Annotated in this window: 11 protein-coding genes; 5 read left to right on the top strand and 6 right to left on the bottom strand. The window is 71.0% G+C overall.

Annotated features, from left to right (window positions below; translation table 11 throughout):
- Positions 1-3 precede the first annotated feature (3 nt).
- From fliF to ACLBX9_RS10395, 4 genes are all read right to left on the bottom strand, one after another.
- On the bottom strand, positions 4-1635 hold the full coding sequence (gene fliF, locus ACLBX9_RS10410; RefSeq protein ID WP_447718895.1) for a flagellar basal-body MS-ring/collar protein FliF: 1632 nt from the start codon (positions 1633-1635) through the stop codon (positions 4-6).
- A gap of 226 nt (positions 1636-1861) precedes the next feature.
- A complete protein-coding gene (sciP, locus tag ACLBX9_RS10405) occupies positions 1862-2137 on the bottom strand; it encodes a CtrA inhibitor SciP (protein WP_007569077.1) in 276 nt (91 codons plus the stop codon).
- A gap of 91 nt (positions 2138-2228) precedes the next feature.
- Positions 2229-2915, bottom strand: a complete 687-nt coding sequence (locus tag ACLBX9_RS10400) for a flagellar hook assembly protein FlgD (protein WP_010683729.1) — start codon at positions 2913-2915, stop codon at positions 2229-2231.
- Positions 2916-3010: 95 nt separating this feature from the next.
- Complete coding sequence (locus ACLBX9_RS10395) at positions 3011-4633, bottom strand: flagellar hook-length control protein FliK (RefSeq protein ID WP_447718894.1); 1623 nt, start codon at positions 4631-4633, stop codon at positions 3011-3013.
- Between the two features lie 250 nt (positions 4634-4883).
- On the opposite strand from ACLBX9_RS10395, the gene mnmA reads away from it, so the two are divergent.
- The 4 genes from mnmA to ACLBX9_RS10375 all read left to right on the top strand — a co-directional run bounded on the left by mnmA (position 4884) and on the right by ACLBX9_RS10375 (position 9157).
- Positions 4884-6038, top strand: a complete 1155-nt coding sequence (mnmA, locus tag ACLBX9_RS10390) for a tRNA 2-thiouridine(34) synthase MnmA (RefSeq protein ID WP_010683731.1) — start codon at positions 4884-4886, stop codon at positions 6036-6038.
- 25 nt (positions 6039-6063) lie between these two features.
- Positions 6064-6717 carry a class I SAM-dependent methyltransferase gene (locus ACLBX9_RS10385; RefSeq protein WP_010683732.1) on the top strand — a complete coding sequence of 218 codons (654 nt, stop codon included), beginning with the start codon at positions 6064-6066 and terminating at the stop codon, positions 6715-6717.
- An 11-nt stretch (positions 6718-6728) separates the two neighbouring features.
- Entirely contained in the window at positions 6729-7493 is a 765-nt protein-coding gene (locus ACLBX9_RS10380; RefSeq protein ID WP_447718955.1) for a TVP38/TMEM64 family protein, read from the top strand.
- A gap of 197 nt (positions 7494-7690) precedes the next feature.
- Entirely contained in the window at positions 7691-9157 is a 1467-nt protein-coding gene (locus ACLBX9_RS10375; protein WP_447718893.1) for an ATP-binding protein, read from the top strand.
- Positions 9158-9252: 95 nt separating this feature from the next.
- Here ACLBX9_RS10375 and bioB read toward each other — a convergent pair whose 3' ends face one another.
- Positions 9253-10254, bottom strand: coding sequence for a biotin synthase BioB (bioB, locus tag ACLBX9_RS10370; RefSeq protein ID WP_447718892.1), 1002 nt, complete (start codon positions 10252-10254; stop codon positions 9253-9255).
- 254 nt (positions 10255-10508) lie between these two features.
- Positions 10509-11393 carry a fumarylacetoacetate hydrolase family protein gene (locus ACLBX9_RS10365; RefSeq protein WP_010683736.1) on the bottom strand — a complete coding sequence of 295 codons (885 nt, stop codon included), beginning with the start codon at positions 11391-11393 and terminating at the stop codon, positions 10509-10511.
- A gap of 427 nt (positions 11394-11820) precedes the next feature.
- Between ACLBX9_RS10365 and ACLBX9_RS10360 the strand changes: the two genes are divergently transcribed.
- Positions 11821-13122 carry an OmpP1/FadL family transporter gene (locus tag ACLBX9_RS10360; protein ID WP_447718891.1) on the top strand — a complete coding sequence of 434 codons (1302 nt, stop codon included), beginning with the start codon at positions 11821-11823 and terminating at the stop codon, positions 13120-13122.

Genomic DNA, 13122 nt, shown 5'->3' with positions numbered 1-13122 from the left:
GCGTCACTCTTCCTGGATCCAGGTGCGCAGCACCTCGACGGTCTCGGACGGGCTCGCCCGGACCATGTCGACGACGCGCTGGACCGTCTCGGCCTGGACCTGGCCGTTGATCTTGGCGAACTCCATCAGCCGGGCGGTCGGGTTGTCGCGGTCGATGACCGTGACGGTCCCGCCGGGGCTCACGGTCACGGCCGCGTCGCCGGGCAGGCTGATCCCGGCGCCGGCGAGCGATGGCGGCGCCGGCACCGGCGCCAGCACCTGCCGCACCAGCGGCCGCACCACCGTCAGCAGGACGATCAATGTGAGGAGCGCGAGCACGGCGAGCTCGGCCATGCGCAACACGTCCTCCTTGGTGGGCGCGAGCAGCGACTGCATCAGCGTCGGCTCGGTGAATTGCGGCACGCTCGGGGCCTCGGCGAAGCGCAGGTTGACCACTTCGATCTGGTCGCCGCGCGCCTTGTCGAAGCCGACGGCGCTGCGCACGAGCGCGGTGATCCGCTCGATCTCGGCGGGCGCGCGCGGGCTGTAGGTCTGCTTCCCGTCGGGCGCGGTGGCGTAGACGCCGTCGACCACCACCGCCACCGACAGGCGCTTGATCCGGCCGCCCTCGGCGATCTCCGTCTTGGTGACGCGGGAGATCTCGTAGTTCGTGGTCTCCTCGTTCTTGTTGGTCGCGTCCTTCGGCGCCGGCGCCTTGTCGCCACCGTTCGCGCCCGGCAGCTCGTTGCCGACGCTGACCTGCCCGTCGGCGTTGGCGGTCAGCGCCGACTCGGTGCGGGTCTGGGCGGAGCGGACCACCCGGCTCTCGGGATCGAAGGTCTCGGAGCGGCTCTCGATCCGGTTAAGGTCGAGTTCGGCATTGACCTGGACGCGGGCCCGGCCCGGGCCGACGATGCCGGCGACCACGTCCTCGATCTGGCCGCGCAGGCGCCGCTCCAGGCCGACCTGCCGGTCCTCGAACCCGCTGGCGGCGTCGGCCTCGGCACCCTTCGCGCCGTCGGCGAGCAGCCGGCCGCGCTCGTCCACGATGGAGACGCGGTCGGGCTTCAGGCCCTCCACCGCGGAGGCCGCGAGGTGGCGGATCGCCCGGACCTGCCCGGCATCGAGGTCTCCCATGAGCTTCAGCACAATGGCGGCGCTCGGGGTCTCCCGGTCGCGCTCGAACAGGCGGCGCTCCGGCAGCACGAGATGGACGCGGGCGGCCTGGACCCGGCCGATCGCCCGGATCGAGCGGGCGAGCTCGCCCTCGAGGGCGCGCAGGTGGTTCACGTTCTGCACGAAGTTTGTGGACGAGAACGCGTCGCCCTTGTCGAAGATCTCGTACCCGACGCCACCCTGCACCGGCAGGCCCTTGCCGGCGAGGTCCATGCGCAGCTTCGCGAGGTCGGCACGCGGCGCCATGATGGTCTGACCGGCGTCGCCCTTGGTCTCGTAGCGGATGCCGCGGCTGTCGAGTTCGCGGACGACGGCGGCCGAATCCTGCATCGACAGGTCGGAGAACAGCACGCCCAGGTCGGGGCGCGAGACCCGAAGGATGATGAAGGCGAAGAAGCCGATCAGCGTCAGGGTCACGGCCGCCATGGCGGCGATCCGGGCCGGTCCGAGCTTCGTGACGAGATCGAGGACCGGCTTCACGGGAGGGTTCGCTGCACTCGAAACGCGGGGCGGGCCCCTGCGGCCCGCCCGGCAGAATTTGCCCAGGACGTGGTTAGCGGGGCGTTAATGCCGGGCCTCGACGGCGGCCCGGAACGCGAAAAGCCGCGCCCGGGGTGCGGACGCGGCTTCGTGAGGGAGACCATTCCGTCGGTCCAGGCACTGCCGCGGCGGTCCGGAACGAGGGACGCGGCGGAAACGCCGTGGCTCAGTGCCGGTAATGCTGGATCCGCGTCGTCCGAAGGCCGGCGAGCCCGTGCTGGTCAATCGAGAACTGCCAGCTCAGGAATTCCTCGGTGGTCAGGGTGTAGCGCTTGCAGGCCTCCTCCAGGCTGAGGAGACCGCCGCGCACGGCGGCTACGACCTCGGCCTTGCGGCGGATCACCCAGCGGCGGGTGCTCGGCGGCGGGAGGTCCGCGATCGTCAGGGGGCTGCCGTCGGGCCCGATCACGTACTTCACTCTCGGGCGGCTCGGTTCGGTCATGATACGCTCTACACTCGACTGACCTGTCGAGCGTTGAATGTACTTGCGCCCGCTTAAGAGATGTTGAAGCGAGTCACTCGGATGTGATTCGTTAAGTGCCACTTGTGGACAACCCGATGGTCTGCACGCTGGACAGGGGCACTTTCTGCGAGCCGATCATCAGGATCGGCGTCGTTCCGCTGAGATCGACCTCGTCCACCGTGCCGGTCAGGCTCGTGTCGACGGCGACGCTGGCGCCCGTGGCGTCGGTGGCCGAGACCTTGATGGAATAATTGCCGGCCGCCGAGGTGAGGCCGGCCGAGGTCTTGCCGTTCCACGTGTAGGTCTGGCTTCCGGCGGCCAGCGACGTGGTCTGCGTGGCCACGACGTTGTTCTTCGAGTCCAGGATCGTGATCACGGCCTTCGAGGCGGCGCGGGCCGGGGTCAGACTCCACGAGGCCGAGCCGTTGGATAACTGCGACGTGCTGCCGTCCGCCGTGATGGTCTTGCCGATGTAGCTGGTGGCCGAGGCCGAGCTCGCGGATTGAGACGCGCTCAGGATGCTGTCGAGCCGGTCGTTGGTCTTGAGCTGCTGCTCGACGCCGGCGAACTGCACCAGCTGCTGCGTGAACTGGTTGGTGTCCATCGGGTCGAGGGGGTTCTGGTTCTTGAGCTGCGTGGTGAGCAGCGTCAGAAACTGCGTGAAGTTGCTGGCGATCTCGGTGGCGTTGCCGCTGCTGGCCGCCGAGGATGCCGCCGTGGCCGTAGTGGCTGTGGTGCTCGATATGCCGGTCGTCACGCTGCTCTCTCCCGTGCCAGGTCGGTCCGCGCTGTCCGCGCGTCAAAGTCGTTGCCTTGCAGGAGGGCCGGGGGCCGCGTCCCGCGTCCAATGCCCTAGATCCGGATGTCGACGCCGCCGTAGCCGCGCAGCCACCGGGTCGGGGCGATGATCTCCTGCGGCGCCTCGGCCTGATCCCGGTTCCATGAGACCGCGCCGCCGCGGGGCGCGTTGTCCTGCTGGCTGCCGCCGCCACCCTGGGCGCTGCCGTCGCCGCGCAGCGACAGGTTGAGGCCGCCGCCCGAGGGGTCGAGGCCGGCCTGGGACAGGGCCTGCTGCAACTGGCCGGCGTCGCGCTGGAGCATCGCCAGGGTCTCGGGCCGGTCGACCACGAGGTGGGTCATGACCGTGCCGTGCGCCTTATCGATCGCGAGCTTGACGTCGATCCGCCCGAGCTCGGCCGGGTCGAGCCGGATCTGGAACTCGTTCGAGCCGCCGAGGGAGCGCAGGCCAATGGCCATCGGCACCTGCCCGATGGGGATGGCGGCCTCCGTCTGAACCGGCGCGGCGGTCTGCGGCGTCGCGGCGGCCTGTCCAGTGGCCGAAGGCCCGGCGGACGCCGCCGTGGGGCCGGTCGGCGGCGGCGAGCCCTGGACAGGCGGCGCTCCCTGGGGGGGGGCGGCCGGACCCGCCGCGAGGCTCTGACCGCCATCCTGGCTGGCCTCGGCCAGGGCCGCGAGAAAATCCGTGCCCTTGGTGGCGGCGGTTTCGGCGGCGTCGCCCGACGCGGCCGGAGCGGCCTCGACGGGCGCGGCGCCCTTGCCGGCCTTGCCCTGAACCGCAGCCACGGGGGTCGTCGCGGCGGTTCCAGGCGCAGCCGCCTGGTTCGCGGGAAGGCCACTCGCCGCGCCACCGATCGGCAGACCCGATAGGGCCGGGAGGGATGGACCTGCGCCGCCCGCCTTCGGTGGGCTGACCGACCCGTCCGCGGGGGCGTCTTCCGAACCGGTCTCGGTGGCATCGGTCGCAGCGACGGCCGTGCGGACCGGGCCGCCTTCGCCCAGGGTCGCGAGCAGGGCGAGGAGCGCGGCAGCCGGATCCGCAATCACCGGTGCCGGGACCGGATCAGGCGGCTGCGGCTGGTTGGCGTCGGCCTGTTGCGAAGACATCTCCGAGTCGGTCTGGGCCGTGGCTTGGGTGTCGGCGGCGGCGGGAGCGGCGGCCGCTTCCCGGGCCGGCGCGGTCGCATCGGAGGGCGGCGCGGCGGTTCGCTCCGTGGGACCGGGCTGCGGTATGGCCGTCGTGTCCTTCTTGTCCGCCGGCGCGCCGGCCTGGGCGGACGGCGCGCCCGCCTGCGCGATGCTCTGTGGGCGAACCGGCGCACCGGTCGCCGGCTTGGCGGCGTCGGCCCGACGGTCAGAGGCCCGGGCGTCGGCCTGGACGGAGGCATCCCGCGCGCGCGCCGACGCCGCGCGGCTCACGTCGGCCTGATCACGCTGGAGCGCCTGCCGGGCCTGCGTCGTCGCCGCCGCGTCGCGCTGGCTCGCCGCCCGGGCCCGGGTCGCCGCCGCGTCGTCCTGCGCCTGCGCGGCGCTCAAGGCCGCGCCGAAGCGGTCCTGCGCGGACGTGCCGGACCGGGCCTCGACGCCCGCTGCCTCCCAGCTCGATCGCGTGGACGGCCTCCGCGCGGACGGAATCCCCGCGGTGACATCCAACCGATCCGCCGCACCGCTTGCCATGCCGGGCTCCTCTCCGCCTGCCTCGCAGCAAGGCACGCGCCATCCGGCTTCACGTGCAAGGTATTGCGGTATATGCGTTTTCTCTGCGGAGGCCGGCCCTCGATGCGGACGAAGCTGCCGCGCGCCCGGCAGGATCTGCCGGGTCGGTGATGCCGGCAGGCCCGGCTGCCCTGGAAAGCCGGACGAAGTCTCGCTATAGACGCACCGTGCAGCCGGGAAGCTTCCGGGCCGGAGGCTGCGGATCCTCGCGATGAACGCCCTCGATCTTCCCAAAGCCCCCCACCAGACGCGCGTCGTCGTCGCCATGTCGGGCGGCGTCGATTCCTCCGTGGTGGCGGGTCTGCTGACGCGGCAGGGCTTCGACGTGGTCGGCGTGACGCTCCAACTCTACGACCACGGCGCGGCGACGCACCGTAGGGGCGCCTGCTGCGCCGGCCAGGACATCAATGACGCGCGCGCGGCAGCCGCGCATCTCGGCATCCCGCACTACGTCCTCGATTACGAGGATCGGTTCCGCGACGAAGTCATCGAGAAATTTGCCGAGAGCTACCTCGCCGGCGAGACGCCGATCCCCTGCGTCGAGTGCAACCGCACGGTGAAGTTCCGCGATCTGCTCGGCCTCGCCCGGGACCTGAACGCCGACGCGCTGGCCACCGGGCACTACGTCGCCAGCCGCGCGCTGCCGAGCGGCGGCCGGGCGCTGCATCGCGCCCTCGACCCCGCCCGGGACCAGAGCTACTTCCTCTACGCCACCACCGCCGAGCAGCTGGACTTCCTGCGCTTCCCGCTGGGCGAGATGGAGAAGGCCGAGACCCGCGCGCTGGCGAAGGACCTCGGCCTGTCGCTGGCCGAGAAGCCGGACAGCCAGGACATCTGCTTCGTGCCGCAGGGCCGCTACAGCGACGTCATCGCGCGCCTGCGCCCCGACGCTGCCCGCCCGGGCGAGATCGTCGATCTCGCGGGCCACGTGCTCGGCCGGCACGACGGCATCGTCCATTACACGGTCGGCCAGCGAAAGGGCCTCGGCCTGTCCGGGCCGGAACCCCTCTACGTGGTGCGGCTCGAGCCGGATTCGGCCCGCGTGGTCGTGGGCCCGCGCACGGCGCTCGCCACCACCCGCATCCGCCTCTCGGACCTGAACTGGATCGGCGAGGACTCCGCGGCGTCGGTGCGCGACCTGCCCGTGGCGGTGCGCGTGCGGTCCACGCGGCCGCCCCGCCCGGCGACGCTGACGATCGGGCCGGACGGCGCGGCCGAAGTGGTGCTCGCCGAGCCCGAGGACGGCGTGTCGCCGGGCCAGGCCTGCGCGATCTATGCCGATGACGGGCCCCGCGCCCGGGTTCTCGGCGGCGGCACCATCCGGCGCGTCGACGCGTTGTCGGCCCGGCCCCGCGAGGCCGCCTGATCTCAACCTCTGGAATCTTCGAACGATGCTGAGCGAGCCGCAGACGGCCGGGCCGAGCACGGCCCTGATGCGCAAGGCCTACGCGCGCTGGGCCCCCGTCTACGACGTGGTCTACGACAAGCTCACCGAGCCCGCCGCCCGCGCGGCTGTCGAGGCTGCCGCTGAGCATGGGCCGCGGATCCTGGAGGCCGGCGTCGGCACCGGACTCGCGCTGGGCTACTATCCGAAGGCGAGCTTCGTCTGCGGCGTCGACCTCTCCGAGGACATGCTCAAGCGCGCCCGCGCCAAGGTCCGCCGCCGGAACCTGTCCCACGTGAAGGGCCTGCAGGTGATGGATGTCTGCCACCTGGGCTATGCCGACGCGAGCTTCGACGCCGTGGTGGCGCAGTTTCTGATTACCTTGGTGCCGGATCCCGAGGCGGCGATGTCCGAGTTTCTGCGGGTGGTCCGCCCGGGCGGCGGCATCGTGCTCGCCAACCATTTCGGCCAGAGCGACGGCCCGGTCGCCCGCGTCGAGGAGATCGTGGCACCACTCTGCACCAAGATCGGCTGGTCCTCGGACTTCAAGGCGACCCGCATCGAGGCCTGGGCGCGGCGCAACGGCGTCGAGGTAATCGGGCTGAAGCCGACCTTCCCGGGCGGGTTCTTCAAGATCCTGCGGATGCGCAAGCCCGGGTGAGCGAGGCCTCCATGCCGGTCGCCGAGGGCCGCTGGAAGCGCCTGCGGCGCTGGCTGCCGCTGGTCCTGCTGCTCGCGGTGTCGGCGACTGTCCTCGTCTCGGGCGCCGCCCAACTCCTCAGCCTCGACCGTCTGCTCGCCTCGCGGGACTGGCTGCAGGGCTTCGTGGAGGCTGGCTATTGGCGCGCGCTGGTCTCGGCCTACTGCCTCTACGTCGGAGCCGTCGTGGTGTCGGTGCCGGCCACGCTGATCCTGACGATGATCTGCGGCTTCCTGTTCGGGATCGTGCCGGGGGCGCTCACCGCGGTCTGCGCCGCCACCACGGGAGCGGCGCTCGTGTTCGCCATCGGCCGTGGCCCCGGCGCCGACCTGCTCCGCCGGATGGGTGGCACGCGCCTCGCCGGGCTGGCCGAGGGCTTCCGGCGGGACGCCTTCGGCTACATCGCGGTCCTGCGGCTCCTGCCCCTGTTCCCGTTCTGGGTGACCAACCTCGCGCCCGCCGCCTTCGGGGTGAAGCCGCGGGTCTTCGTGCTCGCCACCTTCCTGGGATTGCTGCCGGGCGCCGTCGTGTACGCCACCACGGGGGCGGGGATCGAAGACGTGGTCGCCGCCCACGAGACCGCCAAGGCCGCCTGCCTTGCCGCGGGCGCGGGCGGCTGCGACAACGCCTTGACCCTGCGGGCGCTGGTGACCCCGAAGATGGTGGCGGGTCTGGCGATGCTGGCCGTCTTCGCCCTCGGTAGCCTGCTGCTGAGCCGGCGTGCCCGACGGAAATGATATCCATAATTCAAAGCCGGCAGGCTTTTCCCCCGGTGTGGGCGACATCCGTCCGCTTCCGGGTAAATATCGTATAGTGCTCACCGGCCAGAGGTTGTATTCCCGCTAGAGAATCTGTGGCTTGTGAACATGTCTCCCGCGACGGCCGACCTCGGCTCGAGCAATCTCAATCCTCACTCCGCCGATCCTCGTCCGCGATGCCCGCGCGGAGTGTGACCGGCGTGCCTGTCCAGGTTGATCCGACCGCCGCGCCGGCGGCTACCCAGAGCCGCGACTTGGCCGAGCGGCGCGCGACGCGCCTCGGTCTGTCCGGCCGGCTGTTCCTCGTCACCGTCGCCTTCGTGGTGGTGGCCGAGGTGCTGACCTACGTGCCGGCGGTGGCCAACTACCGGGTCGAGTGGATGTCGGACCGGCTGGCGGCCGCGCAGGTCGCGGCCCTGGTCCTCGACGGCCGGACGGGCGAGCCGGTCTCGGAGGCTCTGGAGAGCCGCCTGCTGACGGGCGTCAACGCCCGCGCCATCGCGGTCCGCGGCGGCGGCGCCCAGCGGCTGCTCGCCATCGAGCCGATGCCCGAGCAGGTCGCCGACACCGTCGATCTGCGCGAGGTCACCGCCCTGTCGGCGATCCGGGGCGCGTGGCGCACTCTGGTGGCACCGGTCCGCGAGCCGATCCGCGTGGTCGGGGAGGGCGGTATCGGCTTCGACCGAGTCGAGATCCTGCTCGACGAGGCGCCGCTCCGGGCCGCGATGATCGATTATGCCCTCCGGCTCCTGGTCTCGTCGCTGATCATCGCGGCGGCGGCGGCGGGCCTCGTCTTCGTGGTGCTGCAGGTGCTGATCGTGCGGCCCGTACGCCGGCTCGCCACCAGCATCACCGCCTTCTCGGACGATCCGGAGGATGCCGGCCGGATCATCGCCCCGTCCCGCCGCAGCGACGAGATCGGGCAGGCCGAGCGGGCGCTCGGGCGGATGCAGCGCAGCCTCGCCGACCAGCTCCGCCAGAAGCGGCGGCTCGCCGAGCTGGGGCTCGCCGTCAGTAAGATCAGCCATGAGCTGCGCAACCTGCTCACCGGCGCGCAGCTCCTGGGCGACCGCCTGGAGGGGACCGACGATCCGACCGTGCAGCGGGTGGCGCCCCGCCTGGTGGGCACGCTGGCCCGGGCGATCCGCTTCTGCGAGGCGACCCTCGCCTACGGGCGCGTCGCCGAGCGGGCGCCGCTACTCGCCAGGACGCCGCTGGCGCCGATCTTCGCCGAGCTGCCCGATCTCGCAGCGCTGGCGGCTCACCCCGTCGCCGTCCAGGTCTCGGCGGGCGACCTGTCGGTTCAGGCCGATCCGGAACAGCTCGGCCGGGCTTTGGCCAACCTCGTCCGCAACGCCGTGCAGGCGCTCGACGGCGCCCAGGTGGCGGACGCCGCGGTTCGGGTCGCAGCCAGCCGCGACGAGCCCGGCCGGGTGACCATCCAGGTCATCGACAACGGCCCCGGCCTGCCGGCCCGCGCCCGGGAGAACCTGTTCGCGCCGTTCCAGGGTTCCATGCGCTCAGGGGGCACGGGACTGGGGCTCCCGATCGCCGCCGAACTGATCGCGATCAACGGCGGCACGCTCAGCCTGGACGATTGCGAGACCGGGGCGTGCTTCCGGATCATGCTGCCGGAGGGCTGAAGGCGGTCGCGCCGGCTCTGGCCCGTCACCCCGCGCGAAGCGCAGGGCCTCGGGGCACCAGTGGCTCGACGCCGGGAGGCGTGGCGTCGCCGACCCTATTCGGCAGCCGCCAGGACCGGCTCGGCGACGGGGATGCCGAGATCGGCCAGGAGGGCCGCATCCGCATCCGCCTCGTTGTTGGCGGTGGTGAGCAGCCGCTCACCGTAGAAGATCGAGTTGGCGCCTGCGAGGAAACACAAGGCCTGCGCCTCGCGGCTCAGCGCCCGGCGACCGGCACTGAGGCGGACACGCGCCCGCGGCATGACGATGCGGGCCGTCGCGCACATGCGCACCATATCGAACGGGTCGATCGCCTCGGCAGCGTCCCCGAGCGGCGTGCCCGATACGGCGGCGAGCGCATTGATCGGCACACTCTCCGGATGCGGCGCTTGATTGGCGAGAACCTGCAGCATCGCCACGCGATCGCTCACGCCCTCGCCGAGGCCGATGATGCCACCGCAGCACACGCCGATGCCCGCCGCGCGCACCCGCTCCAGCGTGTCCAGCCGATCCGCGTAGGTGCGGGTCGAGACGATCTTGTCGTAGTAATCCGGGCCGGTATCCAGGTTGTGGTTGTAGGCGGTGAGCCCGGCCTCCGCGAGGCGCTCGGCCTGGCTGGCCGTCAGCATGCCGAGTGTCACGCAGGCCTCCATGCCGAGGCCGCGCACGCCGCGCACCATCGCGAGCACCGCGTCGAAATCCGGCCCATCCTTCGGGCTGCGCCACGCCGCGCCCATGCAGAAGCGGGTTGCGCCAGCGGCCTTCGCGGCGGCGGCTTCGGTGAGCACCGTTTCCACCGGCATCAGGCGCTGGCGGGCGAGGCCGGTCTCCTTGTGGTGGGCCGATTGCGAACAGTAGCCGCAATCCTCGGGGCAGCCGCCCGTCTTGATCGAGAGCAGGCTCGCCCGCTGGACATCGGCCGGATCGTTGTAGGCCCGGTGCAATGTCGCGGCCCGATGCACGAGGTCGAGCAACGGCAGGTCGTGGATCGCGCGGATCTCGGCCACGCTCCAGTCGTGGCGGATGTCGGTCGCGTGCGGGTCGGCGGCTTCGTTCATGGTTCCCTTGAGTGGGATCGGCGCGGAAAAATCAAGCGTCGTGATGGGCATTGAGCCGGAGCCGCTTCGCGGCCGGTTCTCGTACTGGATCCCGGGCGCATGCCGCTTGCGCTGCATATGCCCGGGAGAAGGGTCAGCCTTGATCCGCATCGCCCTGTCCCGGACAGGTGAAGTGTCAGCGGGAGCTAGTCCGGGATCCAGCACACCGCTCGCCGCGAAGCGGCTCGGAACCCGCCCTCAGGCCGGAACGGCGCTCAGTCCGTCGGCTTCCCGGCCGACACCTTGGCGGTCCAGTCGTCGAAGGCGATGACCTTCTGGCGCTGCTCGCCGAGCCGCTCGATCCGCAGCACCATCTCGTCGCCGGCCTTGAGGTAATGCGGCGGCTTCATGCCCAGACCGACGCCCGGCGGGGTGCCCGTGGTGATCACGTCGCCGGGCTCCAGCAGCATGAAGTGCGACGTGTAGGCCACGAGCTGGGGCACGTCGAAGATCATCGTCGCCGTGGAGCCGGTCTGGCGGCGCTCGCCGTTCACGTCGAGGCTCATGGCGAGGTTCTTCAGGTCGGGGATCTCGTCGAGGGTCACCAGCCAGGGGCCGAGGGGGCCGAAGGTCGGCGCGCTCTTGCCCTTGGTCCAGGTCGGGCCGCGGTTCATCTGCCACTCGCGCTCGGAGACGTCGTTGCAGATGCAGGCGCCCGCCACGTAGCTCAGCGCCTCGTTGGCGTGGACGTAGCTGGCGCGCCGGCCGATCACCACGGCGAGTTCCACCTCCCAGTCGGTGCTGTGCGAACCCTTGGGGATGATCACCGTGTCGTTCGGCCCGCACAGGCTCGACGGCGCCTTGTTGAAGATGATCGGCTCCGCGGGGATCGGCGAGCCGGTCTCGGCGGCGTGGTCGGCGAAGTTCAGGCCGATGGCGACCACGTTGCGGGTTCCGCCGACGCAGGGGCCGAGCCGCACGTCCGGCGCCAGCTTCGGCAGGGTCTCGGGATCGAGGGCGCGCAGCCGCGCCAGGGAGTCGGGCGCGAGGGCCGGACCGGCAATATCGCGCACGATGCCCGAGAGATCGCGCAAGCCCCCGTTCGCATCCACGAGGCCGGGCTTCTCGTCACCGCTCGGGCCGTGCCGGAAGAGCTTCATCGCCGCGACTCCTCATCCTTCCCTGTGACCGGTCTGCGCCGGATGCCGGGACCATGGCCGCGCGCCCATCCCGGCGCAAGCGTCCAGATGAGTCCGTGGCACGCCGGCGAATGTCGCATTCGGGCAACAACGTGGCGGAAAAGTGCAGAATGGCTCTGTTCAGGATCTATTATTCATGCCCGCCAATGTTTGGGCGAATGCAGTTTTCGCTCGGGAAAAATCGAATAACCTAGAGATGCACGTGTCGATTGGCCGACGAATGGGGCCTATCAACAACGCTTCGACTTGGTGCCGAAAACGGGGATGATGATTGCGGTCTCGCCCCTGGAAACGGCACCATGCGCGCAACGGCGCGGCCTCGACGGGTCTCGAATCAAATCTGCGCTGGGGAAATCGTAACGGCTTGGGGGTCGAGATGGGGGGGACAATGCGCGCGGCGATGCTCGCGGCCACGGCGGTGATCCTGTGCGCCGGGCAGGCGCATGCGGGTGCGTTTGGGATCCGGGAGCAGAGCACGCAGGCCCAGGGTCTGTCGTACGCGGGGGCGGCGTCGGGCTCGGGCGGCGTGTCGTCGATTTTCTGGAACCCGGCCACGATCACCATGAACCCGGGCTTCGTCTCGGAGCAGAACCTCACCTTCATCGGCCTGTCCTCCGAGATCCGGCCCGCGCCCGGCACCAACCCGGCCTTCGCCGGCCTGGGCGGCTCCGGCGACATCGGCCAGGGCGCCGTCGTGCCGGCGGGCGCCACCTCCTACCAGCTCAGCGACCGCCTCTGGCTCGGCCTGTCCACCGGCGCCCCCTTCGGCCTCGTGACCAAGCCGCGCGACGTGTGGGCCGGCGAGGTCTACGGCCGCTCGTCCCGGATCTTCTCGCTGGCGTTCAACCCGGTCATCGGCTTCAAGGTCAACGAGTGGCTCGCGCTCGCGGCCGGGCCCAACATCGAGTACTTCCGCCTGACCCTGCGCCAGGCGCTGCCGATCCCCGGGATCTCGCCGGTCGCCTACCCGAGCGGCTTCCTCAAGGGCGAGTCCTGGGGCGTGGGCTTCACCGCCGGCGCCACGATCACGCCGCGCGACGGCACCGTGCTGGGCATCGGCTACCGCTCCTCGGTCCACCACGACATCGACGGCTCGATCGGCGTGCCGCTGCTCGCGCTGGCGCCGCTGGCCGGCCAGGTCCGCGCCAAGCTGAACACGCCCGACAAGCTGAGCGTCGGCCTCACCCAGGCGATCACCCCGGTGGCGCGGGTCAACCTCGGCTTCGAGTGGGACAACTGGTCGAGGCTGGGCTCGATCGGCATCGTGTCGAAGACGCTCGGCCTGCCGGTCAACAACCTGCCGCTCAACTACAAGGACGGCTACACCTACGCGATCGGCGCCGAGTACGACGCCTCCGCCAACCTGACCCTGCGCACGGGCTTTGCCTACGAGACCTCGCCGATCGACTTCTCCAACCGCTCGGTGCGCCTGCCCGACGGCGACCGCTACATCGCCTCCGTGGGCGCCAGCTACCGCTGGAACCAGCAGCTGACCCTCAACCTCGCCTACTCGCACTTCTTCCTCGACCGCTCGCGGATCCTGGCCGGCATCGGGCGCGACTACAACGTCGGCAACATCGCCTTCGCGGGCGTGGTCGATTCCAGCGCCGACGTCGTCTCCGTCGGGTTCCGCTACGTCTTCGGCGCACCCCAAGCCCCAGCACCCGCACCCATCATCCGGAAATACTGA

It is taken from the genome of Methylobacterium sp. A49B, from assembly GCF_053346215.1.
The sequence above is the reverse complement of the archived record's forward strand: the minus strand, read 5'-3'. Positions and strand labels throughout refer to the sequence as shown.

What these genes read in the sequence shown, in the direction of transcription:
- ACLBX9_RS10395 (WP_447718894.1), bottom strand. Translation starts at nt 4,633, where the DNA reads ATGGCAAGCGGTGCGGCGGATCGGTTGGATGTCACCGCGGGGATTCCG.
- ACLBX9_RS10360 (WP_447718891.1), top strand. Translation starts at nt 11,821, where the DNA reads ATGCGCGCGGCGATGCTCGCGGCCACGGCGGTGATCCTGTGCGCCGGG.
- ACLBX9_RS10375 (WP_447718893.1), top strand. Translation starts at nt 7,691, where the DNA reads ATGCCCGCGCGGAGTGTGACCGGCGTGCCTGTCCAGGTTGATCCGACC.
- ACLBX9_RS10380 (WP_447718955.1), top strand. Translation starts at nt 6,729, where the DNA reads ATGCCGGTCGCCGAGGGCCGCTGGAAGCGCCTGCGGCGCTGGCTGCCG.
- ACLBX9_RS10385 (WP_010683732.1), top strand. Translation starts at nt 6,064, where the DNA reads ATGCTGAGCGAGCCGCAGACGGCCGGGCCGAGCACGGCCCTGATGCGC.
- ACLBX9_RS10365 (WP_010683736.1), bottom strand. Translation starts at nt 11,393, where the DNA reads ATGAAGCTCTTCCGGCACGGCCCGAGCGGTGACGAGAAGCCCGGCCTC.
- sciP (WP_007569077.1), bottom strand. Translation starts at nt 2,137, where the DNA reads ATGACCGAACCGAGCCGCCCGAGAGTGAAGTACGTGATCGGGCCCGAC.
- bioB (WP_447718892.1), bottom strand. Translation starts at nt 10,254, where the DNA reads ATGAACGAAGCCGCCGACCCGCACGCGACCGACATCCGCCACGACTGG.
- mnmA (WP_010683731.1), top strand. Translation starts at nt 4,884, where the DNA reads ATGAACGCCCTCGATCTTCCCAAAGCCCCCCACCAGACGCGCGTCGTC.